The organism is Fimbriimonas ginsengisoli Gsoil 348 (genome assembly GCF_000724625.1).
In the GTDB taxonomy this organism is placed as follows: domain Bacteria; phylum Armatimonadota; class Fimbriimonadia; order Fimbriimonadales; family Fimbriimonadaceae; genus Fimbriimonas; species Fimbriimonas ginsengisoli.
The window spans coordinates 296,309-321,996 of record NZ_CP007139.1; the positions used below are offsets into that span (position 1 = coordinate 296,309).

The following is a 25,688-nucleotide window of genomic DNA, read 5'->3' on the forward strand; positions in this document are numbered from 1 at the left end:
ACCTGCAATTTCTCCATGCGTCGGCAGGAGTTCGCAAGTTCAAGCCCGGTGCTGCACGGTCTCGTCGCGCGGATCGAAGCGGAAATCGAGTCTCCACCGACAAGAGCACCTTGCGGTCTAACAGGCGCCCAAAGCAGCAGAGTGGAACCGGATCGGGTTTCGCCTGATACGATGAAGATATGGGAAGGCTTCATCGCTTGGTGCGCTGGGCTAAGCATGAAGATGTAAAGGCGGAGATTGAGCGCGGCGCGGATGTGAACGAAATCGCGGGCAACTTAACTCCCCTCGACCATGCCATCAAGAATGACGATGTCGCGATGGTCGATATTCTCATTCGAGCCGGCGCCGACGTAAATCAGGGGCACCCGAAGACGGGCCGACGGCCGCTCCACAGTGCGGCTTCTAGTCCGGACCTACGGATCTTGGAATTACTGCTCGAGGCCGGGGCTGACCTCGAGGGTTGCCGCGAGACTTCGACTCCGCTATGCTTTGCCGCGGCTTTCCGCAAACGGGAAGCTTACGATCGCCTGATCAAAGCCGGGGCGAATGCGCTGGCGACGATGAAAGGGAAGGTGGCCAGCGAATGGCTAACGTCCGCAGCCGCCGCCGATGAATACATGCAGCAGCGCTGGGAGACGGATTCGAAGGAGAAAAGGCCGGACGAGTACGAGCCACTTCTCCGAAAAATGATGGGGGAGTATCCCACGGCAGAGGAGTACGCCGCGCATCGCGGCAACGATATCTTTGTGTTCAGCTTGGATCGAGGCGTCTTCACGGACCCTGAGGTGCAGAAGTGGGCACGGGACCTCGGCGAGATTCTTCGATCGCCCGAGCGACTCAAGGAGTGCGAAGAGCGGTTCCTAAGTGGCGCCGAACTGGCCAGAGCCCGCCGCGAGCGCAGGCACTTTGAGCGGCGACTCGCCCTCCAGGAAGGTCGAAAAGAACGCATTGCCCTTGCTGCCAGGGGAATCGCTTCGACGCATTTTGACCCGTAAGGCGGGCACGAACCGCCTTTCGCGTTCCCGCGTAAAATGGCCGAGATGACGGCGCTTCTCTTTCTTGTATCGTCGGTACTCGGCGCAACGCTAACGCAAGGGAATCTGCCGCAGACTTCCTATGGGACCGCGATCGGTGCGGAAGCCCGGCAGCAGGCCGAAGCGTTTTTCCGGCAGAACGTCAATGGGGCCGTCACCAGCGTAGAGCTGCGCGGAATGGCCGCTTACATCGAGTCCAGCCGTGCCTATCGGGCGCACGATTATAAGCATTGCGCCGATGTCCTCGACGAGCTATGGCGGGACCTTCCGATTTCGTCTCCCAAATGGTGGGAAGCCAACGATCCGACTCGAACCGTGAACCCCGGCTTCTCGGGCTACCCGGCCATGCTGATGCTGGATGAAGCCGTCCGGTGGCGGCTCAATCCGGAGAGCGCCAAAGTCAAGGCCCGGCCGGTCCTCATGGAAGTGCTGCTCTTCGGTCACGCAGCGGGTTATCAGCCCAGAACAATGGGCCAATTGCTTGGCAACACCGGCGTGAGGACCGTCGTCAACCTCGACCCCTCGCTCGCCGCCAACGACTACGCCCTCCTGAGGAACTGCCTTTGGCTCTTTCAAGAGTACATGTGGGCGGCAAGCAAGGGGCGCCTCCGGGTGAACCTCGATTTCACCACCCTGCCCGACCGAACCATCGACGTGGAATTTAAGGCCGATTCGAGGAAAGGCGCTTCCGGCACCCCCGCCGTCATCCTCGGTCTAAAGTCGCCCGCTTTCCAAGTCCAGCAAGACGAGATTGCCTCCCAATTGAAGGTTAAGCCCGACTGGTGGTGGTCGATCGTCCCTTCCCTGGTTCCGGACGCCGTGCCCGAGTTCCGCATCCAGGAGTTCGTTCCCGGCGGAATGGGGCGCGGCCCCGACGTTCGGTCGCCAAACTTCATCATGGACGACCTTTGGGTGGTGCGCCGCCCCGGGCATCTCGGCCACGGCAAGTACACGCAGACCGAGATCGAGATGTTCATGCCGCAATGGTTTCAGCACGAAATCAACCATTTCTTCTTCGCGAACTACCCCGAGTTCGGGCTGGAAAAGACCGGCCACATGTGGCATCAGCTTTCGAATTGGCCGAAAGATTTCGTCGGCATCTTCGAGCCGGACTACTATCGCGAAGCGATGCACAAGCGCATCCAGCCGTTGGCGAAACCGCCGCTCGACGTCATGATGCGATTCGCCGAGCCGACCGCCGCCGAGATCGCCCGCATCGAACCGCGAAAGATCCTCGGCCGCTACCAGCACGTCCCCACCGATAACCCCTGGCTCGTCGGCGAGATCACCGTCGCCGAGCAAGATGCCGACGGAAGAACCCTCCTGAAGTGGACCAACGGCGCCAACGTCTCATGGCTCCTGGAACCCCATCTGGACGAAGGCGCTCTCCGCACCGGCTCCGACTGCCCGTACTTTAAGGAGCCGCTCCCCGGCGGCAAACAGTTCAAAATCATCCCCACCCGAGACGCCAACGGCGAATACACAAACGATGTCGCGGGATTCGTTTTCCTCGGCAGCTTCTACGCGAAAGTACGGTAAGGCCGGTGGAGAGGGCGCGGAGCGGCTTAACAATTTCGGAAACGGAATAAGATGGAGCGTGGGGAGAATCTAAGTGCCAACCGAAACCTTTAAAGCGAGCCGCTTGACGAAGGGAAACTTTCTGTTTCCTACGACGATCGAGGTTAGCGAGAAAGCGGTCACGCGTCGCAAGCGGTCTTGGTTCAGCCGCGACGAGATCAGTGTCAGCATCGGCAAGGTCGCTTCGGTTCACATCCAAACCGGCCTCATCTGGTCCACCATCCTCATCGAAAGCTCGGGCGGCGCCGACCCTCTCACGAGCCACGGCCACTCAAAAGGGGACGCCACGAGGATCAAAGAATTGATCGAGAACTACCAGGCCGAGCATGCGAACTTGGGCGACGAAGACCGACCGTAAAGGCTGCATCTTCTTGTGCCGGGATACGGGTTTGCCTCGGCGCGGCCGTGGGCCGATTTGCCTAACCTAGCCTCAGGTGAAAGTATCGTTGCGATATGGCGTGGAGAGTCGCCTTCGGGGGAGCGGAATTGGACGGAGCCGCAGCGCGATTGGTGGACGCGGCGCATCGAGGAGATGCGGAAGGGGTGCGCACGGCGGTGCAAGAAGGCGCTAACCCGAACCTAACCTTTGCCGATGATGAGGGGTACTTCAACCTCACCCCTCTCATGATCGCCGCTCAAGGCGGCCATGTCGAGGCGATACGGGTCCTGCTGAAGGCGAAGGCAAAGGTTAAGGCCAAGAACAAGCACATCTCCCCGGAAGACGGAGGCGGCGAGACCGCGCTGGACTACGCCGTGGCCGGCAAACATCAAGAGGCGGCTCGACTGCTGTTGGAACACGGCGCCAATCTCGACGCCATCGAAAGCGGCAACACGCCCCTCATGCTGGCGGTGATGCGTGACGATGAGGAGCTCGTTCGCTTTCTGCTGGACCTGGGCGCCGACCCAAATGTCGCGAGCAAGGTCTGCTCCGCGCTCTACATGGCGGTCGACCGTGACCAGCCCGCAATCGCCCGTCTTCTGCTCGAGCGAGGCGCGGACCCCAATTGGGGCGACGCGCACTTTCATGCAACCTCTCTGATCAAAGCCTGCAAAAAAGGTCAGCTAGAATGCGTTCGCGCGCTGCTGCAGGGAGGCGCGGATCCGAACCGGCAAGATGATCTCCACCGGTTTCCGCTGTATGAAGCGGCTACCGGAGGCGTCATCTATCAACTCAAGACCGACGAAGATTGGAAGCGGTATGGAAACGCCCTGAATCTCGCCGGCTCCTGCCTCCTGACCGACGAAAACGCCAAGGAGATCGTGGAACTTCTGCTTGAATACGGCGCCGACGTCCACCGGCGCTCTCCCCGCTGGGGCACCGCCCTGGAGGGGGCAGAAAAGGCGGACCGAGGAGAAATTTACCGGCTCTTAGTGGCGGCGGGAGCCTAGCCTTTCCGGATCGTCAATGAGAATTGGCCGGGCTCGCGGACCCTACGCCTATCCGTGTCTTCTGTACCGCCCAACACCCCATTAGGTTCCAAATCAAGCGTCGGTCGACGGGAACACGAACCAATTGGGCTCCGGCCAAGACCCAGAAGGCTTTGTCAAATGTAGATTGTTCATCCTAAAGCTCTCGCCGCCATGGTCGTTTTGACTTTCCGGGCGGTCAGAGTGATGCCAACCGGTGAGGTAAACCGAAGGGGTGCTGGTTCACGAGCAGGGGAGGACGCGTGGGTAAGGTTCGGGTTGCCGGGTTTGCGGTTTCGGTCGATGGGTTTGGGGCGGGGGCGGAGCAGAGTTTGGAGAATCCGTTAGGGAAACGGGGGCAAGAGTTACACAATTGGTTCTACCCGACGCAAACCTTTCGATCGATGTTCGGGAAAGAGGGGGAAACGGAAGGGGCAGATGCTTGCTTCGCGAAGGCCTCGGCGGAAGGGTTCGGAGCGTTCATCCTCGGCCGCAATATGTTTGGGCCGGTCCGCGGCGAGTGGCCGGACGAGGAATGGAAGGGGTGGTGGGGCGACGATCCCCCTTATCACGCGCCGACCTTCATCCTCACCCACCACGCCCGGGCGCCGATTGTGATGGAGGGCGGGACGACCTTCTATTTCGTCACCGAAGGGATCGAGTCGGCGCTCGCCCAGGCCAAGGCCGCCGGGGGCGACCTGGACGTGAAGATCGGCGGCGGAGTCTCGACGGTCCGCCAGTACCTGCTCGCGGGAGCGATCGACGAGCTGCACCTAGCGGTGTCGCCGGTCCTTCTCGGGCAGGGGGAATCGCTATTCGCCGGGATCGACCTGCCAGGGCTCGGGTATCGGGTGACGGAGGTGGTTCCGACGGAACGGGCGACCCACCTTGTGTTGACTCGGTGAATATCGGGGGTGGTGTCGCGGTTTTCGGGAGTCGGCCTACAGAGGGTTAGTACCTTCGGAAAAGGCGGCATGCGTAGGTGCCGGCTACACGGCTTCGCCGTAGCGGAGGCCGGTCTGGAGACCGGCGGTCCTTCCGGCTTCGCCGTGGGGAGGTGGTGGCTTCTTCCCCGGAACTTGTCTCCTTTAACCTGCCCTGACGAATCGTCGATTTGCCGTTCGTCAGCCGGTCGAAAGTGGTTATTTTCTGACGATTCGTCGGTATCTTTCCGTCGTGGCTTCACATCGTAAACTTCCCCGCCAGTAAGCCGTCATAAAGATAGGGAGGAGAAATGACGATGGACAGGACGGATCGGGAGATAGTGAGGTTGCTACAGACGGATGGGCGGATGACGCATGAGCAGATTTCGAAGGAGATTAGCCTTTCGAGACCGGCGGTGCACGACCGGATTCGCCGGTTGGAGTCCGCCGGGGTGATTCGGGGCTACTCCGCGCAGGTGGATTGGGATGCGCTCGGGCTCTCCCTCTGCGCCTTCCTCTTCGTCCGCGTGACGGGAAACTGCGTGCCGATCGCGCAGAAGATTTGGACGCTGGGTACCGAGGATGCGATGGTCCAAGAATGCCATCGGATCGCCGGCGACTGGTGTCTGCTCTTACAAACCCGCTCGGCTTCCACGGCCGCTCATCTACGGCTTCACGACGAAATAAGAGCGATCCCCGGGGTGCAGAACACGATGAATGTTATCGCTCTAGCCGAAGTCCTTCCAGACGAAAGTCGGGTCCCCGTCCCGGCTGACTTCCCGGCAACGTTAGCCACGAGGAGAAACTGAAATGACGATTACCTATCCCAATCGCTGGACGGAACAAGAGTCCTCGGTGTCGCTCAATTTGGACAAGGGCGCCCTCATCGACCTCCAGCCGCCGATGAACGGCGTGAAGATTCAAGTGGAATCCGGAAGCCTATGGGTGACTCAAGAGGGCGATGCCTCGGACCACGTCATCGGTCCGGGCGAGAGCTTTGTGACCGCCGGCCGAGGCCTCATCGTGGTTCAGGCGCTACGTTGCTCCGCGTTCCGGGTGCCAGGGCAGGGGTAGGGAGCCTTCATTTGCCTCTTTCAGATGGAAGATTCTTATCTTCAGAGGGCATTAAGGAGTGGACTTTTGACGCTGATGGACCGGAGTCCCTCTCCCCGGTTCGTGTTCGTGCCTGACGCTCACCTATCGCTCTCGCGAACAGAGAGGGCTTTCAGTCAGTTGGGGTTTCGAATCGTTTGCGGCCCCAGAGCCGCCTTCACCCTTGGCTTATTCCGCCCCTACAGGGCTTGATGGTCTGGGCGTTCTACTTACCAGGGCTTCGCCCTTCGCTTTTAGAGGTCGCGCTTTCAGCGCTGATTGGAGAGGTGTGGCCAGATGCATGGGAACGGAGCGCCGGCCCCAGCCAGCTTGCGTCGACGGGTTTTAGCCCGCGACGGGGGTGTCGACTGAAGTCGACACCGCATGCGAACTGAAGTTCGCGCTCCTGAGGGGCAAGTGCGCTCAGCGGAGCCCTTGGGCGAGGCCGATGAGGATGCCTTCGGGGCCGCGGATGTAGCAGAGGCGGTAGATGTCTTCGTACTGAACGACCTCGCCTACGAGCTGCGCGCCGCGCTTGCCAAGTCGCTCGAGCGTATCGTCGAGGTCGTCTACGGCGAACATAACGCGGAGGTAGCCAAGAGCGTTCACCGGGGCGTTGCGGTGATCGGCGACGATGGGAGGACGGAGGAAGCGGGAGAGTTCGAGCCGGCTATGGCCGTCCGGCGTGCGCATCATGGCGATCTCGACGTGCTGATCGCCCAGGCCGGTGATACGCCCCGCCCATTCACCTTCGATGGTGGCCCGGCCTTCGAGTTCTAGACCGAGTTCGAGAAAGAAATCGATCGTCGCTCCCAAGTCCTCGACGACGATTCCCACGTTGTCCATGCGTTTGACGGCCATATGGACATTCTACGGAGTGTCGTATCCTCGCCGCCCCTCGGACAATCGAGACATTGCCAATCTCTCCCCCGACCGTCGCTTGAAGCCGCTTGGCAACGCGGGCGAGAGAGTGTCCGAAGATCTGAGGTCGATTCGATAGTGGGGCTTACACTTTGGTCGCGAATCCGAGGTCGATTAGCCAGTCGGTCATTCTTTGCGGCCAGGTTTGGACGGAGATCAGCTTCTTCTCGCGGTTGCCGAGGTTGAAGCCGTGACCGCCGCCGCTGGTGATGTGCATCTCAGCGGATACCTTCGCCTTTCGGTACAGGTTCATGATGTCGATGGTGGGGCGGAGGTGGCCTTCGTCGTCGAAGGCACATAGCAGGAAAGCGGGGGGCAGGTTGGGGGTCGCGGGCGCTTCTTGCGGGATGGCGACGGGTCCGGTGTAGATCCACATGGCAAAGTCGGGGCGCCCGTTGACGGCGTCGATCGCGTCGGGCGACTTGACCGAGGGAACGTCGCCAAAGACGACGGAGGACACGACCTCTCCACCGGCGGAAAAACCGATGAAGCCGATTTTGGCGGGATCGATTCCGTAGTCCGCCGCCTTCGCCCGCACGGTGCGCATGGCGCGGTAGCCGTCTTCTTTCGCGGATACGTCCACGGTGACCTTGGAGCCCGACTCACGCGAGAGGCGATATTTAAGAACGAAGGCGGTGATGCCAAGTTTGTTGAAGTAGGCCGCCGGCTGCTCCCCTTCCGGGCCGAAAACGTTCGACGTGAACCCCCCGCCAGGGGCGATGACGATCGCTACCCCGTTGGCTTTTCCCGCGGGCGGTCGAAAAACGGTCAGCGAGGGGTTCTGGATGTTCTTGATCGAATAGCTGTTCGGTCTCACTTCCGGCTCGTTCCGCCTCTCTTCCGAACCAGGCGCTCCGTTCGGCCAAAGTGTGATGACTTCCGGCGCTTGAACAAGCGAGCTATGCGCAATCGACGATGAGAGCAACAGCTTGAGGAGCAAGACCATTTGTCAACCCTACCTCCTTCCTTCTCGGCGAGTTCGGTCTAGACGGGATCGTTTAGGAGCGCCGGAGTTGTTTGGCGGTAGAAGCTTCCCCGCCAATGCCAATAGAACCACCCTGAACAGCCAACGTGGAACGACCGCGCGCCCAAAGCTCGCCGTACGCTGACGCTCGCGCTTCGCATCTCGGGCAATGCGGCGTAAACGCCGAGCTTCCTCCACGGCATTGCCAAGTTGCTTGGTAGGTTCCATTCTTCCCACGCGAGACGAAGCATGCGGCAGTCGGGATCGAATGGCCTCTCTACCCGTCGATCCGAGGCAAACTCAATCGACCAGTTTGCAGAGGCCGACGCGGACCTCGACGAAGGAGAATAGAACGATGCGGGTAATGATCATTGCAAAAGCGACGCCTGAAACCGAGGTGGAGATGACGCCTACGCCCGAAATGATGGAGGCGTTTGAGGCGATGGAGCAATTCCAAAGGGAGCTAGAGGAAGCCGGGATTTTGGATATGCAGGGGTACGGGCTTCGGCCATCGTCACAAGGGAAACGGGTTCGATTCGACGGGTCGAAACGATCCGTCATCGATGGACCGTTTACCGAGACCAAAGAACTCCTGGCGGGGTTCTCGATATGGAAAGTCAAAGATATGGACGAGGCGGTGGAGTGGGTGAAGAAGGGTCCGAACCCGATCTTCAGTCCCAGCGAAGTCGAGATCCGGCCGATCTACGAATACGAAGACCTCGCCGATTTCGTGACGCCCTGAAGAACCGGGGCATTCATTCGCCAAGGATAGTCGCGAGGAATTCCCTCCCCCCTGGTGCGAGGCTCGCTTCTAACTTCCGAAAGCTTTCGGCTAGATTGCGCAGACCTTCTCCGCTGACAAGCTCCGGGGGAAAACGGGGGTTATGGCTGAGAAGCTGCACGACTTCGCCCGTGAGCTCCAACATGGCCGCATAGCAGCCGCGCGGAGAATCGGGCACTCCGATCTCGTCCAGCTTTTCGGCCAACACGGCGGCTTCGGCGTCGAGTCCCGAAACGCCGAAGAGGTCGCGCAAATACTCGGGAGCCGTTTCGAGATGGCCTCGAACGCACACTCCTTCCATTAGATCGGCGTACCAACGAGCTCTTTCCAGTGCCCAAGGCAATGGCCACGCAGGTCGTAGGAAGGCGCCATTCACCATACGAAACCCGTCGATCCACAGGGCGGAATTCAAACGCTCCTTCTGCATCCGATCCTTGGGTAGGAAGCCGGCAACGACGACCCAGGAGCTATCCCATGGATCTGTCATCGGCGTCATCCTCTGGCGTAGATCGTCGATCCGCGCATGTTGGACGGAGCTGGGCTCATAAAAGCTCAGGCGAGCGGCGCCCCTCCTGGTTAAGCTCCCTTCCGCGACCATCCGGGTGAGATAACTTTTGACGTTGGTCGCGGTCATCCCCAAGGGGGCGGCAAGTGCGATGATTTGCGGGGCCGTGAGTTCCCGCCCGGCGAACACCAAGATGCCCATGATTGCGGTACGGCCGGAGAGCTTCATCCTCTGGTTGCAAATAATGACACGGAGAGGCATTTTCGTGCAATCATATTTTTGGAGGTTCTATGAACACAACATCAGGCGCAGATTGTCAGTCATGCGGCATGCCGCTCTCACGCGACGAACAGGGGGGCGGCACGAACGCGGACGGCAGCAAGAGCTCGACCTATTGTTCTCACTGCTACCAAGATGGGGCATTCACCCTGCCCGACCTTACATTGCAGCAGATGCAGGAGCGAGTCGGGGAGAAGCTGAAGCAGGTTGGAGTTCCGCCAAGCTTTGCCGAGGCTCAGATCCAAAAGTTGCCGCAGCTTCGCCGTTGGGCCGGGCAGGGTGATTCGTCCCAAAGCATGTCGTAACTTGGCAATGAGTGATCTGGACTCTATTCGTGAGCGGCTAAGGGCCGCCGGAACCGATGAAGGGCGCAAGGCGGCCCAGAAATTCGTGCCCACGGCCGATCGGACCTACGGAGTTCGCGTGCCGATCCTCAACGAGCTCGCCCGGGAGCTCGACCATGCCGACTTGGAGATGGTTCTAGACCTGTGGAACTCGGGGATGTATGAGGAAAGGCTGCTCGCGGCGAAGCTGCTTGAACGTTTCGGAAGAAAGGAGCCGGATCAGACCTGGCGGACGGTACAGCGACTCGCAATGGATATCGCCGATTGGGCAACCGGCGACACCTTGGCGACGGAAGCGGTGAGGCCGATCCTGAAGGCGTTGGGGCCGGAAGTTGCTGAGGCGGCCTCGCGCTATGTGGAAAGCGACGGCGAATGGACGCGCCGCTTCGGACTGGTGTTACTCACCCATTTCGTAAAAGATCCCGGTCAGCAGGCTCGGATAGAGGCAGCTCTGGCAAGTGCGTCGGTCGACCGTCGCACGTATGTCAAGAAAGCCGCCGAATGGCTACGAAGAGACGTCGCCAAGAGCAATTCGATCGCCGCGGACACAGCGGGTTAGCTTCCCTTCACTTTGGCTTGCCACGCCCGGTCGTCGGTGCCGTAGAAGCCATCGTGGAGGGTGGCACGTTTGGTATACGGAACGTAGGTTCCGATGTGCCATTGGCAGCTTCGGTAGAAGGCGCAGTCGCCGGCGAGCAGAGATACTTGCCGGGCTCCCGGCATCTGCCGAAGGTATTCGCCACAGATCAGCTCCCGCTCCTCGTTCGACTGGTCGTCGGTGAATGCGGGGGACGGAACCGGTACCTTGCCGAAGGCGGCGGCCTCCTCCGGCGTGTCGTCCCGATCGTGGCTGCCAGGTACTACCCATAGCGAGTGGTCGTCCCATAAGGCGGCATTGAACTGGTTGAACATGAGCGGATTCCGCATGAGTTGGGAAAACTCGATCGGATCGATCTTGGAGTTGTGATGCACCCAATCGCGGTGCCAATTGGTGGCCCACGGCTTTCCCGCCGGCTCTAGGAGGACGCCCATAATGTCGCTTTGCGGATGGTCGAGGCCGAGAATTCCATGCACCGTCTTCACGAACTCCGGCAGGTTCAAGAAGTCGCGAAAGCGCCCGTGATCGAGCTCCGGATAGGCGTAAACCGGCTGCAGCCGCTGGGTCTGGGGACCGCCTTTCTCCCGGGCGATGACACGGGCCCTGTCGGTCTCCCGCCTTAAGTCGGCTAATAAGGAGGCGGGAATCAGGCCCGGCAAGATCGTGAATCCGTCGCGAAAATACTCCTCGCGATTCTGGTCGGTGTATCGGTAAGACATGGCACTCAATGCTACAGGGACCGGCGGGATCAGTGCGTGTTGCCGACGAACGAAAGCGCAATCGTGGCGAACCGACATCTCCGTGCTGGGCAATCATCAGGGTCGTCTTCGTGGAGCGATGGAGAGCTTTTGCCCCTGCATTTTATCAGGGCATCGTCTACACCAACCCATCTCGGATTGTTGACAAACGGTAGGAATGTAGATTGTCGTTCTCCTAGACACCTACTTGTCGCTGTTCAGGAGTGAATTTATGGTTCCGAGGTATGACAAGAAAGTGCGTATTTTGTTGAACCCGCGCTCTCGGCCTGTATACGGGCAGGACTTCATGGCGAGACAGAGCCTTGAGCAATTCAAGATCGGGTTGTACGACGCCGACCAAGGATCTTTCCCTAGCCCGCTTGCACGCCCTTCTCTGATTGTGTCCCAGAACCCAGATAGCGAAGCTGAATCTATATTCCTTGCCGAAGTAGAAGCCGATCGACGAGTAATCCACTGCCACCTTCAATGGCCGTACCTTGATCCATTCCAAAAGTATTGGCTTACGCAATCCGCGCATGTAGCCGACGTTCGAATAACACCAGCTGAATTCCTGGCGAAAAGATTACGAGAGGAGACCGGCGTTGATTGGGTAACGGTGCAAAACGTAGTGGATGGGAGCCGATTTTATCCGAGCAAAAGAGCAGAACGACTTGCTTTTAGAAGCAAACACGGTATCTCCGAGTCGGAATTCGTTGTGATTGTGGTTGGGCGCATCGAGTCAGCCAAAGGACTTCAAGTGATCCGATCTTTGGCGAAGAAGCTGATTACCGGCCTCCGCCTCCTTGTACAATACCCGCACGAAAGATTTGATAAGTTGGCTGAAAGCATCAAGGCTCAAAACCCAAATCAGGTCACCCTTCTAAGAGATGGAGATGGCGATTTAGACAGACCTATCAGGCACGCAGACCTGCTTCTGAGTCCATCACTAATGGAAGTCGCACCACTCGTGGCACTCGAATCTCTGGCTTCCGGGGTGCGAGTGGTGGCGACGGATTCAACACCGTTCTATAGTGACGAGGCTTCGTTTGCAGTTGCCTCGGACGATCTTGCGCTAGTTCCATTTGTTGAACCTGTTCGTTCGTTATTGAAGCGGTGCTCACGGTGTGAGTTGGCGTTGCCCGAAGTTGAAGTGGAGCGGCTTGCCCAGACAATTCTTGGAGAAATTGTTATTCGCGCTGGGTCGTGGGATGATTTGGACCGCCAGGGCCTCGCAGCAAGAGCGAGCCGCTACGCAGATTTGGATGGCCACAGACAATCCCTCAGCAACCTATACGGTATGTAGCGACCGCAGCAATTGAAGATGATGTGATTCCCAGGTGGGTCGCGCGGCATTCTTCGGCGTCGCAAGCGGGTAATGATGAGGGGTACACATTCGCAGATTGCTTAGTTGCAAAAAATGGTACGCACAATATTTAGCTAGTTGAGCGCACCGCACATAGGCTTGTTTACGAACGACTGTCTTGGAAGTAAGCATCGATGTCGTGGAATAGGTCCGGCGCAGTTTGGCCGCGTGTTCGCAGGAGCGTCGGCAGCCGGGTTTCGGCGCATGCGGGTTACTATGTCTCGGAAGCAAATCTGGCCAGTTGACCGTGTGATCTTGGGCTGGGATGATGGAAGGGCTTCACGATGCGTTCTTCCGCAGACGGACGATAGTCAAGGCCTGTTAAATTAGCCCTTTGGAAGTAAGTTGCGAACTGAATGCTTCGTATCAGGGCCGGGGAATCGGATGGCGCGGGGGCTGGCGCCTTTCTCTCGGTGGATGAGGCGGTTGAATTGTTGGAGGTCGGGGACGCCGACAGTTTTGGCGATGGTTTTTATCGGCAACGTCGTCGATCGGAGAAGGTGCTCGGCTTGGTCGGCGCGACGGCGACGAACATAGTCGGACACCGGTAGGCCGAGCCAGACCTTGAAGAGGCGGGTTAGGTAGCCGTAGGAGACGCCGACTTCCGAGCAAAGCTGGCTCACGGACAAGGGGCCGCTTAGGCGTTGCTCGATATGGCGGATCGCCATGTTTACGAGGGGATGACCGTTATCGGCAGTGTCGTCGCCGAGGCTGGCCGACTCCCAAAGAAGGGTCCAAAGGGCGGAAGTCGCATAGGTTAGGTTGCTCGCTCCAAGGCCGACGGCTTGTCTGGCCCGAATGTCCATAGACTCGTAGTGGTCACCCAGGTCGAAGACCACCGGAACCTCCACCATACGCAATCCGACATCGTGCTTGAAATGAAAGTAAACATGCTCACTCGGCCCGATGTAGCGATACACCATGCGAACTCCAGGCGGCACAAGGCTGGCATAGCCGGGGCGAATCAAAACCGGAGCCCCGTCGAGTTCGATAGTCGCTTGGTAGCTGTAGATGTGAAAGCACCAGTGTTCCGGCAAGAGATAGTTGTCAGACCGGGTTGCCTCGCCATGTCGAGGAATTCCCATCGCGCTGATCCGCGGCGGCGACTCGAGACAAATTCTCGATACCATTCGCTCAGCTTATCTCCTGCACAAACAAACTTGACTCTAAGTGGACACAAGCGGCGCAAAAGTCGGCTAAGGAAACCACCATCGGTATTCTTTATCGAACTTGCCAATGATCGGTTTACGCTCGCTTCTTATCCTAATCGCCGCTATTTCAACGCTGGTGGTGACCTCGTGGGCGGCTACCCAGTCTCCGCGCCAGCACCTCTTGCTCGACGCTAACTGGAAGTTTCATCTGGGCGACGAGTGGCCGGAGGCGCTGCATTTAGAAAGCTCCGGCACGGGCGCCGGGCCGGCAAGCGAGGGATTCGACGACACTTTTTGGCGGACCGTGGACCTGCCGCACGACTGGGCGATCGAACTTCCATTCGATGCGGCCGCCGATGGTGGCCACGGATTTAAGGCGCTTGGCGCGAAGTATCAAGCCAACAGCATCGGTTGGTACCGCCGAACTCTGACATTGACCGAGGCCGATAAGGGGAAGCGGATCTGGCTCACCTTCGACGGCGTGTTCCGAGATGCCAGCGTGTGGGTGAACGGCTGGTTCGTGAGGCATCACGAAAGCGGCTACTACCCCTTCCGCGAGGACATAACGGACCTGGTGCGTTTCGGTAAGGGAAACACGATCGCGGTGCGCGTCGATGCCACCAAGCCCGAGGGGTGGTTCTACGAAGGAGCGGGCATCTATCGTCACGTGTGGCTAGACAAGACCGCTCCGATTGCGATCGCCCCCAACGGCGTCTTCGTGCGCACCCTATTCGAGAAGAACGTTCCAAATAATCACCCCACGATAGTCGTGGAAGCGAGATTGCTCAATTCGACAGGTAGCGGCTCGAAAGTGACCGTTCGCGGCCAGATCGTGTCACCGGAAGGCAAGGAGATAGGCGCGTTTTCAAAGACGGCAAGCCTCGCACGCCAATCCGCGGGCATCGTGAACCTGACCTCCAAGATCGCCTCACCGATTTTCTGGTCTCCCGAATCGCCAAAGCTCTACGAACTTGTAACAACCGTTTCGACGGGCGGAGTGGTGGTCGACCGGCAAAGAACCGCCTTCGGAATTCGGACGGTAGGATTCGATCCCAATCGGGGCTTCTTACTTAACGGCAAGCCATATGTCTTACACGGCACCTGTAACCATCAAGACCATGCCGGCGTGGGCGCGGCAATGCCAGACGCGCTGCAAGAGTTCCGCGTTCGGCGGCTTAAAGATTTCGGCTGTAACGCCTATCGAACCTCTCACAATCCTCCCACCCCGGAATTGCTGGATGCCTGCGATCGTCTGGGCATGTTGGTTATGGACGAAAGCCGGCTCATGGGCAGCGATTCGGAAAACATGACGAAGTTGGATGAAAACATCCGACGTGATCGCAATCATCCTTGCGTCGCCATCTGGAACATCGCCAACGAGCAGTTCTTTGTGCAGGATACGCCGCAGGCCGCCAACGTGGCCCGCACGATGCAGGATTACATCAAACGGCTCGACGGAACTCGGCCCGTCACCTACGCCGCGCCGGAGGGGAACACGTATCGGGGAGTTAACTCGGTCATCGAGGTGCGCGGGTGGAACTATCACTACGGGCCGGAAATGGATCGATACCATGCCGAGCATCCTTTTCAGCCAAACGTTGGGACTGAGCAGGCAAGCGTGGTGGGCACCCGCGGTATTTACACCAACGACTCGAAGCGTGGATATGTTTCCGCCTACGACGTGGTCTGGCCGGGATGGACCACTACGGCCGAAAGCTGGTGGAGCTTCTTCGCCGACCGACCTTGGCTATCGGGAGGCTTCGTCTGGACCGGCTTTGACTATCGTGGCGAGCCGACGCCGTACTGGTGGCCCTGCATAAATTCCCACTTCGGCATTCTCGATACATGTGGGTTTCCCAAAGACGCTTTTTATTACTACAAATCGTGGTGGACGGCAGCCCCCGTACTCCACGTGCTGCCTCATTGGAACTGGCCAGGGCGCGAGGGGCAATCGGTGCTCGTTGAAGTCTTCAGCAATTGCCCGCAGGTAGAGCTGTTTCTGAATGGACGGTCTCTGGGAAGAAAGAGAATGAAGGCCAATTCCAAACTGAGTTGGGAGGTCATTTACGCTCCTGGCACGCTGAGCGCAAAGGGCTTCGACGGCGCGGGCAAGATCATCGGCGAATCAAAAGTGGAGACCACCGGCCCTGCCGTACGGCTCCAGCTCACGCCGGACCGCGAAACGATCGCGGCCGATGGCGAAGATATCTCAGTGTTCACGGTTTCCGCGCTCGATGCGGAGGGCCGTGCCGTGCCGGTTGCGCAAAACAACGTGCATTTCAATATCGAAGGCGCAGGAAGCATCCTCGGGGTGGGAAATGGCGATCCGAGTAGCCACGAACCGGACACGTACCTACCGACGCTCCCTTCGCGAGAAATACCGGTCCTCGATTGGCGTTGGCAACGTATGCCAATCTCGAAGAACAAGACAAGTCTCCCCGAGTATGCAAACGATTTCACCGACTCTTCTTGGGCCGCGCTCAGAGCTCAAGCCGGCGGCAACGAATCGACGATCAAGACGGCGAATACCAGCGCGGTCTACCGTTCACATCTGGTCTTGAGCGAGAAAGACCTGAAGGCGGACAGGGCCCTCGCATGTTTCTCCGGATGCGACGACGAGGGGTGGTACTTCGTGAACGGACACTTCGTGGGGGAGTCCCACGATTGGCAAGCGCGGCCAGTTTTCGATATCAGGCCCTTCCTCCACGCCGGTGACAATGTGATAGCGGTTGGGGTCAACAATCTCTACGGCGAGGGAGGATTAAATCCAAACGTTACGGTTAGGCTCCTCGGAAAAGTCGTCGCTCCCCAGTGGTCGCGAAGCCTGTTCAACGGCTTGGCACAGGTTATTGTGCGCTCCACCCACGCAGCGGGCTCTTTTAGATTGACCGCAACCACCGACGAGCTCAAGCCGGCGACGGCGACCGTTAAGACCACGCCGCGCGCTCGACGACCATTTGTACCGTAACGATCGAGTTTGTATCTCGCTGCATGCCTGGTGGTTGGGGCACTCGCGTTTTGTTGCGTCTTAGGAGCCGGGGCGTTTTCGCGACCGCATACGAGGGTCCCATGGCCCGCGACGCCGAGAGGTTTCCGCACGCCACTGGATTTCCGGCGACGATTCGAGGCAACTCCTCGCGCCGCCCGCTCACCCTTATCACGATCGGTAAAAACTTGACTTTAAATGGACTACGTTCACCTGCTACTAAGCTCAACAGGTAGCGAACGGTAGCCTGAAACTGGAGGATTAACTTTGGAACGGTTCACCTGGCACCCGATCGACATCGCCTCGTGGTAAGCCGATCCCAGGCCGATGGAAGCCGATCAACATGCGGGCGATCAAGCTCACCAAGAAGTCCTGACAGAGAAAACATGAAGGCTCTATTCGTTATCGGATGCATGCTTGCGGGACTGCCGTCGCGCGCAGATACTCGCATGAAGAACCATCACAACCCGAACGAGGCTCGGGCTTTTCATTCGGGAGACCTCCCGAAGAGCTTCCCGGGTCCGGGGGAATTGTTTGTGGGTACGTGTTACCAGCCGGTCGATAGAACCCCCAAGCAGATCAAGGCGGATGTGGCGATCATGCGGGGCGCGGGGTTCAACGTCGTAAGAATCGGCGACTTGTCTTGGGACTACTTTGAGCCGGCGGAGGGGAAATTCGACTTCAAGCGGTGCGATCAGGTGTTCGACGAAATGCAGGCGAACGGGATCAAGGTCATCCTCGACATCCCGGGACTTCCCGCTCCTCAGTGGCTTCACCATAAGTATCCCGGCGTCGATCTCGTCAGCCAGAACGGGGTGAGGCTTCATGCGGCCGAGCGGTATATGGACAACATCAGCGATCCGGATTACCGGCGGCTGGCGAGCCGGATGGCCGACGAGCTGACGAGGCACTATGCCCACCATCCCGCGCTCTTCGCCCTGGGTTACGACAACGAGATTGGGAACGGCTTCATGTCGTACTCCGAGGCGGATCGCAGAAGGTTCGTTACGTGGCTCAAGGAGAGATACGGCGATATCGCGACCTTGAACAAGGTTTGGGCGAGGCAAAGGTGGTCCCGAATGTACACGACTTGGGACGAGGTGCAATTGCCGTACGGCGACGGCCCTGGCGCTCCCGAGCCGTTCTTGGACCTGCATCGGTATTGGTCCGACGTTACGGTCGGTACGTTGATGGATCTGGAGAAGATCAGGCGCAAGAACGTTCCGGACAAGCCATCCATTTCCAACCTTTGGGACACCTCTTGGCGCAAAGGGTTCGACCTATTGGGCACACATCGAGGCTACGTTTCCTATGGAGCGATGGGTTTCTATCCCGGCGAGCCCGTGAGCTCCAGCTTCGAAGCTTTGATGATGAAGGGAGCGCTGCCGACACCGATCTGGTTTAACGAATTTACGGCGGGAGGCGGAGGGTGGTTTGGCAGCAAAGGATGGTCGAGGATGTGGGCCTACATGGGCCTGCTAAACGGCGTCCAGGGAATCCTTGCTTGGACGTTCAATAGCCACCTCGGCGGAGAGGAGCAGGCACTTTTCGGACTCGTCAACCACGACGACACGCCGTCGTGGAAAGTTTCGGAGTTCGGTGAGATAGCCGCTTCGTTTAAGAAGCTTGCGCCGTTAGGATTCCCTCGCTACCCTCATCCGCAAGTTGCAATCGCTTATTCGTTCGACAACACGACGGCCACCCGATTCACGGGACCGTCTAATACGATCAAGCAATACCTTACGACTTCTTACGAAGACCAGGCTCACAACGCGTTCAAGCCGCTGTTCAGAGAGAACATCGATGTGGCCGTGATCAACATCGGCCATGAAGACCTCAGCTCCTATAAGATGGTGGTTGTGCCGGGTCTGTATCTCATGGATCAAGCGAGCGCGGATGCCATCCGGAAATATGTCTCGAAGGGCGGCACTGTGATCATGACGGCTTTCTCGGCCAAGGTCGACGAGCACAACCAATGGTTCAACACTCCGCTACCCGGTCGGCTAAGCGATGTCTTCGGACTCAAGACGAACGAGTTCTATAGTTGGGGAGAACCGACGGTCGAGTTAGAAGGCCAGCAGGCGAAGAGCTCGATCAAATACTTCGAAGTGCTGGAGCCGTCGACCGCCCACGTCATGGCGAAGTTCACGAGTTTTGGTGAAAATCCGCCCGCGATCACCGTGAACAAGTTCGGGAAAGGTCAAGCCATCTACGTCGCCACGCCGGCGTTCCCGTCCATCATGGACCTGCTCTACAAGAAAATCGGCCCCGAGATTGGAATCAAACCAGGCCCCAAGACGCCGGACGGTGTTTATGCGAGGGTGGTGGATGACCGGATCTTGTATGTTAACTCGACGGGTAGCGATGTAGATATTCCGATCGAGGGAAAGATGAAAGGGTTGATCTCCGGTAAGACTTGGACAGGGGTTCTGCACCTCGGCGGGTTCAACGCGGACTTGCTGCAGAAGGAGTCGGCCGAAAAGTGATGCGTCGTATGTTCGCCAAAACAACCCTGCTTCTCGGCGTGATTCTGTCGGCATGCTCTGCTCAGGCAGAGCATCAGAAACTGGATCGGACCACCGCCCTGCGCCTCATGTCTCCCGGTATCAACTTCGGCAACACGTTGGAAGCGATCCCGAAAGAAACATCTTGGGGCAATCCCGAACCGAACGCGGCCGCGTTTCGCGCCATTCGCGCGGCAGGATTTAGAAGCGTGCGGATTCCGATCGCCTGGACGCAATACGCGGATACGGACAACAACATTGGCGCGGCTTGGATGAAGCACGTCACCGACGTTGTTCGCATGGCCGAAGGCGCCGACTTGTTCGTCGTCATCAACATCCACTGGGATGGCGGCTGGTTACAGCCCACTCCGCAAAAGCGTGAGGCGGCGACCAAGAAGCTGTGTAAGTTCTGGAAGCAAATCGCCGCAAACTTCGGGGAGTTCGACCAACGCCTCTTGTTCGCCGGAACGAACGAGACGGGGATCGAGGGTCAGTACGGTATTCCCGCCCCGGATAACGCCGAGATTCAGAACAGCTTTAACCAGGCGTTCGTAAACACGGTTCGGTCGACGGGAGGTCGAAATCGCGACCGCTTCCTGGTCGTGCAGGCCTACAGCACGGACATCGATTCGGCTATGAAGTTCAATACGGTCATGCCGACGGATACAGTGAAGGGGCGGCTCATGATGGAGGTCCACTTCTATTCGCCGTATAACTTCACGCTGAACGAGAAGAGCGATGTGTGGCAGTGGGGCGCCAACGCGACGGATCCGAAGGCGACCGATACCTGGGGGAACGAGGCGTACGTCGACGGGCAGTTTCTAAAGGTAAAGCAGGCGTTTGTCGACAAGGGGGTGCCCGTCATTCTGGGTGAGTATGCGGTAGGGCTCAAGCCCAAATTCCCCGGGATGAGGCGATATCAGAAGGATTGGGTGGCCTACGTCACCCGGTCGGCGTACCGGAACGGGATGGTGCCGATGTACTGGGATATCGGCGCGGAGAGCGGACTCTTTAACCGCGCTACCGGCGCCAGGCAAGATTCGGAGTTGATTGGGTCGATCGTGGGGGCAGTGAAAGGATGAGAAAATACGGATTGGCAGGCGCGCTTTCGCTTTGCCTCGTCGCTGGAGCGCTTGGCGCTCAGTCGGGAAATCGCACACGTCAGATCGACATCGACGTTAACGCGGTGCAAGGTCCACTTGGGGATGTGTTCCGCCGGTGCGTAGGCGCCGGGCGGGCGAACGAAGGGCTCCGAGCGGATTGGCAGCGACAGCTCAGGCAGGCGAAGGAGGCGTGCGGCTTCGAGTACATCCGCATGCACGGGCTCCTGACCGACGACATGGGGGTGTACCGGGAGGAGCGCGGCAAGGCGGTCTATAACTGGCAGTACATCGACGAGCTTTACGACTTCTTGGTCGACCTAAAAGTAAGGCCGTTTGTGGAGCTCGGCTTTATGCCGGGCGGCTTGGCGAGCGGCAACAACACGATCTTCTGGTGGCGCGGCAACGTGACGCCGCCGAAGGATTACGGCAAGTGGTCCGACCTCGTCGCCGCCCTTACCCACCATTGGATCGAGCGCTACGGTCTGGACGAGGTCAAGAAGTGGTACTTCGAGGTCTGGAACGAGCCGAACCTCCGCGGATTTTGGGCCGCCGACCAGAAGGAGTATTTCCACCTGTACTCGGTGACGGCGAACTCGATCAAGGGGGTCAACCACGATCTGCGCGTCGGCGGCCCGGCGACGGCGGGAGCCGCGTGGGTGCCAGAGTTCATCCGGTATTGCGTGGACAACAAGACGCCGGTCGATTTCATTACGACCCACACGTATGGGGTCGACGTAGGGTATCTCGACGAGTTCGGCGGTCGCGGGACGGTGCTTAGCAAGAACCCCGAGTCGATCATCGGGGACGTGAAGCGGGTTCGCAAACAGATCAAGGAATCGGCGATCCCGTCGCTCCCGCTCCACATGACGGAGTGGAGCTCTTCGTACACCCCCGCCGACCCGGTGCACGACAGCTACGTGAGCGCTGCTTATATTCTGGAGAAGCTGAAGGGAGCAATTGAAGATGCCGACTCGATGTCTTACTGGACGTTCACCGATATCTTCGAAGAAGCCGGGCCGCGCATGACGCCGTTCCACGGCGGGTTCGGGCTGGTCAACTACCAGGACATAAAGAAACCGGCCTTTCGGGCTTACGAATATTTGAACAAGCTCGGCCCCACCCGACTCCGGTGCGCGGATCCCAATTCGCTGACCGCTACCGACTCGAGAGGTGGCGTGCAGGCGCTCTTCTGGAATTTCACGAACCCGATTCCGGATAAGGTGAACAACCAGCAGTTCTTCGTGACGGACGTCAAGCCTCATTCAAAAGGCACGGCCAAGTTACGCTTCGCGAACCTCAAGCCCGGGGCCTACCGCCTGGTCGTGTACCGCGTCGGCTACCGCATCAACGACCCGTTCGCCGATTACCTGGATCTGAGCCGTCCGAGCCAGCTCACCCGACCGCAGGTCGCCAAGATCCAGCAACGAAACAATGGCAAGCCGGTCCACGAGGAGTCGGTGAGGGTCGGCCCTGGGGAAACGCTCGTCAGGGAATATCCGATGCGGGAGAACGACGTGTATCTGGTGACGGTCGAGCGGCGAGGGTAGCAGGATCTTGGGCTTCGGCGGCTCTGAAGTCGGCTTCGGTGACCTCGGAAAGTTGGGGAAACATTCCTTAGGTCATCGTCCGTAGCGACCGCACCTGAGGAGCGTCATCTAGAATCCAGATTTCCACACGATGGCCATTCAGTTGGTGTCCGTGGCGGCGAGAAATTTCCTCCCATTTGCCTAGAATCACTTGTTCTTGCATGTCAATCCTCCTCGCTTGCATTCTGTCATGACCCCTGTTCCACTTAGAGGCGTTCGACCACCCCGAAAGGGTTGGTAGCCGGGGCATACTGGAAGCGGAGCCCCATTTCTATGACCACTTTGCTCGCACTCGGCCTCGTAATGATGCGGACGCAAGCCCAAGCGCGCCAGATTGTGCTGGGTCCTGACGACAAACCCGCCTTCCCTGCCGCTCCTGCCGGCTTCGACCAACCGCGCGATGGCGTCCCCCACGGCAAGGTCGATGAGGTGGAGTACGACTCGAAGTCGGTCGGTGTCAAGCGAAAAATGGTTGTCTACACGCCTCCGGGATACTCCGCGGACAAGAAGTACCCGGTGCTGTACCTCCTGCACGGCATTGGCGGGACCGAGTGGGAATGGCCCGGTGCGGGTAAGGCGAACATCATTCTTGACAACCTTATCGCCGACGGCAAGGCTGCGCCGATGATCGCGGTGATGCCGAACGGGCGGGCGAGAGCAAACGACCGCGCGGAGGGGAACGTGTACGAGAGCGCTCCCGCCTTTGGCGTGTTCGACCAAGATCTCTTTGGAAGCGTGATCCCGTTCATCGACGCTCGATACTCGACCGTGGCCGACCGGGAGCACCGGGCGCTGGCGGGGCTCTCGATGGGCGGCGGCCAGTCGCTGGACTTCGGGCTCGCCAACACCGGTGTGTTCGCCTACGTCGGAGGTTTCTCGTCCGCGCCGAACACGTTCGCACCGAAGAAGCTTGTGCCAGACGTCGACAAAGCGAAGTCGCTCAAGCTCCTCTGGGTTTCCTGCGGGGACAAGGACGGCCTGATCGGCATCAGCCAAGGTGTGCATCAGTACCTAAAGGAACAAGGCGTGCCCCATGTGTGGCATGTCGATTCCGGCGGCCACGACTTCCCGGTGTGGAAGAACGACCTCTACCTATTCGCGCAACAGATCTTCCGGAAGTGAGATTAGAGGTACTTGCCTCCCCTTGCGCGCCAGACTCGCACATCGGAACAGATCGAGAATCGGCAAGGTCCTCTAACTGGGCTCCCTTACTATCGACATTCCGGTCCTGAACGGACGGAAGGTGGCTTAGTTATGATGAATCTCAGTAAAGGCAATCTCGCCTTGATCGCCGGCGTTTTTCTGCTCGGCGCCATAGGCGTCGCGGCGACCCTTCGGTCGAGGGCTAAGACGAATATCCGAGAGGTAAAACTGGACGACGCTCTCGCCGATACCTTCCCCGCAAGCGATCCGCTCGCCCTTACGCCGCTTAATGCGAACCGACCCGGCGACCGATCGAAGAGCGTCGACTACGTTTCGACACCAGGTCTTCTGTAAATCCGCTTCGCTTCCAGCCACATCAGGCGGACTGTTGCTGGTCCAGTTCGTCGATGGCGGAGACGATGCCGGCGACTTCGGCGCGGGCGTCTCGGAGGTTGGCGAGAGGGTCGACGGGGGCGGAGCCGCTGGGCGCAAATTGCGTGAGGCGGGCGAGGGCGGTGTCCATTTGACGCATTTCCTGCAGTAGCGGCAAAGCCCATCCGGAGTCGAATTCGAGCTCTTGGTTCTGGGCGTTCTCGATTGCGGCAAGCTCCATCAAACGGGCCATCGCCACCTCGAGCGCCTGAAACGCCCGGCGGTGGACCTCGGTAGAAGATTTTCGCTGAGCGTGCCTCATGTAGATCGAAGCTGCTTCGTCGAGGACCTGCCCGACAACCGGCGAAATGACCGGCGAAGTTCCGATGAGGCTTCCGATCCCGTAGCGCCCCCAAATCATGTGGGCCTGTCGCCGGATGTGCTTCTTCGCCGGCGAGAGGGACCGGTCGAGGAAATTGAATAGGATGCCAAGGCCGCCACCGACCACCGACAGACCGACCGCCCCAATATAAAACAGCGGGCTAAAGTTCATCGCTAACGGGACGAAGACCCCGTTGCCAACCACGATGCCGACGGGCGGCACGATCCGGGCGGCATAGAAATAGCCGCTGTGAGGCTGAGATGCCTCGGCTTCTAGCAACGCCTCCAAGTTCGGATATTCGGGCTGCGAGGAGAGCCCAACCGCCCGCCGTGCCGCTCGATACCAAGTCAACGATCCCACAACCATAGAATACGATTGGAAGTTGCATTGAGAGTGGAGATCTGACCGACCGGGCGCAATTTGTGAACGATCTATATAATCCAAGTATGAGCTTCGCCTTCGCCGCCGCCTTTATCGCGCTCACCATTGCCAACCCGGCTACCGAAAAACCGAGTGGTTATTTGGCCGAGCCGAAGTCGGGACACGGCCACGGCGTTCTCGTGTTACACCCTTGGTGGGGGCTGAATGGAGACGTCAAGGCGTTCTGCCGTCGTCTCGCCGCCACCGGCTTCGTGGCTTTTGCCCCCGATCTCTTTCACGGCAAGATCGCCAAGACCAGGGAGGAAGCCAAAGCGCTCGTCCAAGCTCACGAATCGAAAGCGGCAGAGCTCAAGGCCCAGATCGGCGAGGCGGCGAAGTACCTTGCCAACCGAACCGGCCACGAACAGATCGGCGTCGTGGGATTTTCATTCGGCTCCTATTACGCTCTCTGGTTTTCCAACGCCGAACCCGAGCGGGTCAAGGCAACGGTGGTCTACTACGGGACTGGACAGGAGGATTTCACCAAGTCGAAAGCCTCGTACCTTGGCCACTTCGCCGAGAAGGACGAGTTCGAGCCGAAGGCGGGCGTCGACGCCCTATCGAAGCTCCTTAAGGACGCCGGGCGTCCGGCTACGATCTACACGTATCCCGGCACCGGCCACTGGTTCGTCGAGCCGAGCGTGAAACAGGCGTACAACAAAGCCGCGGCGGAGTTGGCTTGGAAGCGCACCGTCCGGTTCTTGCGGACGAACCTCGACGCAAAGTAAAGGCACCGAGACCTTTCGCACCTAAGACGCGCGGTCGTCGATTCTAACCGAGAGGACGCGGACCGGTAGCGGGGCTTCGGACGCCGGGGCGTAGACGTGCTCCTCGGCGCTCCAGAAAGTGGCGGACTCGCCGCAGCCGAGGTCGAACGAGTTTTGTCCCACGGTGACCGTCGCCGTCCCCTCGAGAACGTACACGAACTCCTCGCCCACGTGGCTGCGAGGTTCGCTCGCTTGATACAGTTCGATGACGGTCGGCAGCAGGCGTCCGGACTCTAGACGGCTCGTGAGAATCAGGAGCGGCGTCTTCGTCCCCTTTTTCACCATGGCCGCCCTCTCCTGGGAACTAAGCGGCCGGTCCAAGCCGCCGAGTGGGCCGGCTCCGAAATCGGTGAGGTCGTACCAGCGGTCGTCGGAAGCGCGGTGGATAACGACGACTTCGTTTTCGGACCCGCTCGGCTTGGCAAGGCTGGCTACGTGGATACCGAGCGCGACGCAGACCTTAAGGAGCGTGGTGACGTGGGGGGCGCCGCCTCCCTCCATTCTCACGACCGAATTCTTGTTGACATTGGCCATCTTGGCCAAGTCGCGAATCGACAAACCCATCCTCAGGCGGGCTCGCCTCAGCCGCCCACCGAGCACCGTGCCGGGGACGTCGCGGATCAATGCCTGCGTCTCCGCCTCGTGCTTCAGCCATGCTTGCAGGTCCCGGTTCGGTTCCACTGAGGCAAATTATAGACTGTCCCACCGCGGGACAACTTGGCGGGAACCATACATGTCCTACACATAG

At 59.2% G+C, this 25,688-nt stretch carries 25 protein-coding genes; 18 read left to right on the forward strand and 7 right to left on the reverse strand.

The window, feature by feature from the left end; all coding sequences use genetic code 11:
* Window positions 1-179: 179 nt before the first annotated feature.
* The 7 genes from OP10G_RS01430 to OP10G_RS01460 all read left to right on the forward strand — a co-directional run bounded on the left by OP10G_RS01430 (window position 180) and on the right by OP10G_RS01460 (window position 6,016).
* The gene (locus OP10G_RS01430; RefSeq protein ID WP_025227672.1) at window positions 180-995 is read left to right on the forward strand and encodes an ankyrin repeat domain-containing protein; all 816 of its coding nucleotides are present in this window, start codon (window positions 180-182) and stop codon (window positions 993-995) included.
* A 45-nt stretch (window positions 996-1,040) separates the two neighbouring features.
* On the forward strand, window positions 1,041-2,573 hold the full coding sequence (locus OP10G_RS01435) for a hypothetical protein (RefSeq protein WP_144240937.1): 1,533 nt from the start codon (window positions 1,041-1,043) through the stop codon (window positions 2,571-2,573).
* A gap of 73 nt (window positions 2,574-2,646) precedes the next feature.
* Window positions 2,647-2,970: a PH domain-containing protein gene (locus OP10G_RS01440; RefSeq protein WP_025227670.1), complete on the forward strand. Its 324-nt coding sequence runs from the start codon at window positions 2,647-2,649 to the stop codon at window positions 2,968-2,970.
* A 95-nt stretch (window positions 2,971-3,065) separates the two neighbouring features.
* A complete protein-coding gene (locus OP10G_RS01445) occupies window positions 3,066-4,001 on the forward strand; it encodes an ankyrin repeat domain-containing protein (protein WP_025227669.1) in 936 nt (311 codons plus the stop codon).
* A gap of 281 nt (window positions 4,002-4,282) precedes the next feature.
* Window positions 4,283-4,924: a dihydrofolate reductase family protein gene (locus OP10G_RS01450; RefSeq protein ID WP_025227668.1), complete on the forward strand. Its 642-nt coding sequence runs from the start codon at window positions 4,283-4,285 to the stop codon at window positions 4,922-4,924.
* A 335-nt stretch (window positions 4,925-5,259) separates the two neighbouring features.
* Complete coding sequence (locus OP10G_RS01455; RefSeq protein WP_025227667.1) at window positions 5,260-5,751, forward strand: Lrp/AsnC family transcriptional regulator; 492 nt, start codon at window positions 5,260-5,262, stop codon at window positions 5,749-5,751.
* A 1-nt stretch (window position 5,752) separates the two neighbouring features.
* Window positions 5,753-6,016, forward strand: coding sequence for a DUF2917 domain-containing protein (locus tag OP10G_RS01460; protein ID WP_025227666.1), 264 nt, complete (start codon window positions 5,753-5,755; stop codon window positions 6,014-6,016).
* A gap of 441 nt (window positions 6,017-6,457) precedes the next feature.
* On the opposite strand, the gene OP10G_RS01465 is transcribed toward OP10G_RS01460, so the two are convergent.
* Window positions 6,458-6,895 carry a VOC family protein gene (locus OP10G_RS01465; RefSeq protein ID WP_025227665.1) on the reverse strand — a complete coding sequence of 146 codons (438 nt, stop codon included), beginning with the start codon at window positions 6,893-6,895 and terminating at the stop codon, window positions 6,458-6,460.
* A 145-nt stretch (window positions 6,896-7,040) separates the two neighbouring features.
* Complete coding sequence (locus OP10G_RS01470; RefSeq protein ID WP_025227664.1) at window positions 7,041-7,901, reverse strand: alpha/beta hydrolase; 861 nt, start codon at window positions 7,899-7,901, stop codon at window positions 7,041-7,043.
* Between the two features lie 373 nt (window positions 7,902-8,274).
* Here OP10G_RS01470 and OP10G_RS01480 point away from each other — a divergent pair, with 373 nt between their 5' ends.
* A complete protein-coding gene (locus tag OP10G_RS01480) occupies window positions 8,275-8,661 on the forward strand; it encodes a YciI family protein (protein ID WP_025227662.1) in 387 nt (128 codons plus the stop codon).
* A gap of 13 nt (window positions 8,662-8,674) precedes the next feature.
* Here the strand turns inward: OP10G_RS01480 and OP10G_RS01485 are convergent, their stop codons facing one another.
* Entirely contained in the window at window positions 8,675-9,466 is a 792-nt protein-coding gene (locus OP10G_RS01485) for a hypothetical protein (RefSeq protein ID WP_144240938.1), read from the reverse strand.
* Between the two features lie 68 nt (window positions 9,467-9,534).
* Here OP10G_RS01485 and OP10G_RS01490 point away from each other — a divergent pair, with 68 nt between their 5' ends.
* Entirely contained in the window at window positions 9,535-9,789 is a 255-nt protein-coding gene (locus OP10G_RS01490) for a zinc ribbon domain-containing protein (protein ID WP_052547460.1), read from the forward strand.
* 7 nt (window positions 9,790-9,796) lie between these two features.
* The gene (locus tag OP10G_RS01495) at window positions 9,797-10,387 is read left to right on the forward strand and encodes a DNA alkylation repair protein (protein WP_025227659.1); all 591 of its coding nucleotides are present in this window, start codon (window positions 9,797-9,799) and stop codon (window positions 10,385-10,387) included.
* On the opposite strand, the gene OP10G_RS01500 is transcribed toward OP10G_RS01495, so the two are convergent.
* The gene (locus OP10G_RS01500; RefSeq protein WP_025227658.1) at window positions 10,384-11,145 is read right to left on the reverse strand and encodes a phytanoyl-CoA dioxygenase family protein; all 762 of its coding nucleotides are present in this window, start codon (window positions 11,143-11,145) and stop codon (window positions 10,384-10,386) included. The two genes, OP10G_RS01495 and OP10G_RS01500, sit on opposite strands and share 4 nt — an antisense overlap.
* A 226-nt stretch (window positions 11,146-11,371) precedes the next feature.
* Between OP10G_RS01500 and OP10G_RS01505 the strand changes: the two genes are divergently transcribed.
* Window positions 11,372-12,466 (forward strand): glycosyltransferase family 4 protein, encoded by a 1,095-nt coding sequence (locus OP10G_RS01505; protein WP_144240940.1) that lies wholly within the window; start codon window positions 11,372-11,374, stop codon window positions 12,464-12,466.
* A gap of 386 nt (window positions 12,467-12,852) precedes the next feature.
* On the opposite strand, the gene OP10G_RS01510 is transcribed toward OP10G_RS01505, so the two are convergent.
* Window positions 12,853-13,656 (reverse strand): helix-turn-helix domain-containing protein, encoded by an 804-nt coding sequence (locus OP10G_RS01510; RefSeq protein WP_025227656.1) that lies wholly within the window; start codon window positions 13,654-13,656, stop codon window positions 12,853-12,855.
* A gap of 106 nt (window positions 13,657-13,762) precedes the next feature.
* On the opposite strand from OP10G_RS01510, the gene galA reads away from it, so the two are divergent.
* The 6 genes from galA (at window position 13,763) to OP10G_RS01540 (ending at window position 23,353) form a co-directional block, all read left to right on the forward strand.
* Window positions 13,763-16,645 (forward strand): beta-galactosidase GalA, encoded by a 2,883-nt coding sequence (gene galA / locus OP10G_RS01515; protein WP_025227655.1) that lies wholly within the window; start codon window positions 13,763-13,765, stop codon window positions 16,643-16,645.
* Between the two features lie 467 nt (window positions 16,646-17,112).
* Window positions 17,113-19,149 carry a beta-galactosidase gene (locus OP10G_RS01520; protein ID WP_084179713.1) on the forward strand — a complete coding sequence of 679 codons (2,037 nt, stop codon included), beginning with the start codon at window positions 17,113-17,115 and terminating at the stop codon, window positions 19,147-19,149.
* 8 nt (window positions 19,150-19,157) lie between these two features.
* Window positions 19,158-20,249, forward strand: coding sequence for a glycoside hydrolase family 5 protein (locus OP10G_RS01525; protein ID WP_025227653.1), 1,092 nt, complete (start codon window positions 19,158-19,160; stop codon window positions 20,247-20,249).
* Window positions 20,246-21,817 carry a GH39 family glycosyl hydrolase gene (locus tag OP10G_RS01530; protein ID WP_025227652.1) on the forward strand — a complete coding sequence of 524 codons (1,572 nt, stop codon included), beginning with the start codon at window positions 20,246-20,248 and terminating at the stop codon, window positions 21,815-21,817. Before OP10G_RS01525 ends, OP10G_RS01530 begins: the two co-directional genes overlap by 4 nt.
* Before the next feature lie 312 nt (window positions 21,818-22,129).
* Window positions 22,130-22,978: an alpha/beta hydrolase gene (locus OP10G_RS01535; RefSeq protein ID WP_025227651.1), complete on the forward strand. Its 849-nt coding sequence runs from the start codon at window positions 22,130-22,132 to the stop codon at window positions 22,976-22,978.
* Window positions 22,979-23,110: 132 nt separating this feature from the next.
* On the forward strand, window positions 23,111-23,353 hold the full coding sequence (locus OP10G_RS01540) for a hypothetical protein (RefSeq protein WP_025227650.1): 243 nt from the start codon (window positions 23,111-23,113) through the stop codon (window positions 23,351-23,353).
* A gap of 22 nt (window positions 23,354-23,375) precedes the next feature.
* On the opposite strand, the gene OP10G_RS01545 is transcribed toward OP10G_RS01540, so the two are convergent.
* Window positions 23,376-24,113: a hypothetical protein gene (locus tag OP10G_RS01545; protein ID WP_144240941.1), complete on the reverse strand. Its 738-nt coding sequence runs from the start codon at window positions 24,111-24,113 to the stop codon at window positions 23,376-23,378.
* A gap of 86 nt (window positions 24,114-24,199) precedes the next feature.
* On the opposite strand from OP10G_RS01545, the gene OP10G_RS01550 reads away from it, so the two are divergent.
* Complete coding sequence (locus tag OP10G_RS01550) at window positions 24,200-24,901, forward strand: dienelactone hydrolase family protein (RefSeq protein ID WP_025227648.1); 702 nt, start codon at window positions 24,200-24,202, stop codon at window positions 24,899-24,901.
* 21 nt (window positions 24,902-24,922) lie between these two features.
* Here the strand turns inward: OP10G_RS01550 and OP10G_RS01555 are convergent, their stop codons facing one another.
* Entirely contained in the window at window positions 24,923-25,621 is a 699-nt protein-coding gene (locus OP10G_RS01555) for a cupin domain-containing protein (protein WP_025227647.1), read from the reverse strand.
* Window positions 25,622-25,688 lie beyond the last annotated feature (67 nt).

Excerpts from the sequence above, each read along its gene's own strand:
- OP10G_RS01455 (WP_025227667.1), top strand. The coding sequence starts at position 5,260 with ATGGACAGGACGGATCGGGAGATAGTGAGGTTGCTACAGACGGATGGG.
- OP10G_RS01470 (WP_025227664.1), bottom strand. The coding sequence starts at position 7,901 with ATGGTCTTGCTCCTCAAGCTGTTGCTCTCATCGTCGATTGCGCATAGC.
- galA (WP_025227655.1), top strand. The coding sequence starts at position 13,763 with ATGATCGGTTTACGCTCGCTTCTTATCCTAATCGCCGCTATTTCAACG.
- OP10G_RS01530 (WP_025227652.1), top strand. The coding sequence starts at position 20,246 with ATGAGAAAATACGGATTGGCAGGCGCGCTTTCGCTTTGCCTCGTCGCT.
- OP10G_RS01430 (WP_025227672.1), top strand. The coding sequence starts at position 180 with ATGGGAAGGCTTCATCGCTTGGTGCGCTGGGCTAAGCATGAAGATGTA.
- OP10G_RS01465 (WP_025227665.1), bottom strand. The coding sequence starts at position 6,895 with ATGGCCGTCAAACGCATGGACAACGTGGGAATCGTCGTCGAGGACTTG.
- OP10G_RS01510 (WP_025227656.1), bottom strand. The coding sequence starts at position 13,656 with ATGGTATCGAGAATTTGTCTCGAGTCGCCGCCGCGGATCAGCGCGATG.
- OP10G_RS01540 (WP_025227650.1), top strand. The coding sequence starts at position 23,111 with ATGATGAATCTCAGTAAAGGCAATCTCGCCTTGATCGCCGGCGTTTTT.
- OP10G_RS01460 (WP_025227666.1), top strand. The coding sequence starts at position 5,753 with ATGACGATTACCTATCCCAATCGCTGGACGGAACAAGAGTCCTCGGTG.
- OP10G_RS01525 (WP_025227653.1), top strand. The coding sequence starts at position 19,158 with ATGTTCGCCAAAACAACCCTGCTTCTCGGCGTGATTCTGTCGGCATGC.
- OP10G_RS01495 (WP_025227659.1), top strand. The coding sequence starts at position 9,797 with ATGAGTGATCTGGACTCTATTCGTGAGCGGCTAAGGGCCGCCGGAACC.
- OP10G_RS01550 (WP_025227648.1), top strand. The coding sequence starts at position 24,200 with ATGAGCTTCGCCTTCGCCGCCGCCTTTATCGCGCTCACCATTGCCAAC.
- OP10G_RS01435 (WP_144240937.1), top strand. The coding sequence starts at position 1,041 with ATGACGGCGCTTCTCTTTCTTGTATCGTCGGTACTCGGCGCAACGCTA.
- OP10G_RS01500 (WP_025227658.1), bottom strand. The coding sequence starts at position 11,145 with ATGTCTTACCGATACACCGACCAGAATCGCGAGGAGTATTTTCGCGAC.
- OP10G_RS01535 (WP_025227651.1), top strand. The coding sequence starts at position 22,130 with ATGACCACTTTGCTCGCACTCGGCCTCGTAATGATGCGGACGCAAGCC.
- OP10G_RS01445 (WP_025227669.1), top strand. The coding sequence starts at position 3,066 with ATGGCGTGGAGAGTCGCCTTCGGGGGAGCGGAATTGGACGGAGCCGCA.
- OP10G_RS01480 (WP_025227662.1), top strand. The coding sequence starts at position 8,275 with ATGCGGGTAATGATCATTGCAAAAGCGACGCCTGAAACCGAGGTGGAG.
- OP10G_RS01520 (WP_084179713.1), top strand. The coding sequence starts at position 17,113 with ATGAAGAACCATCACAACCCGAACGAGGCTCGGGCTTTTCATTCGGGA.
- OP10G_RS01485 (WP_144240938.1), bottom strand. The coding sequence starts at position 9,466 with ATGCCTCTCCGTGTCATTATTTGCAACCAGAGGATGAAGCTCTCCGGC.
- OP10G_RS01490 (WP_052547460.1), top strand. The coding sequence starts at position 9,535 with ATGCCGCTCTCACGCGACGAACAGGGGGGCGGCACGAACGCGGACGGC.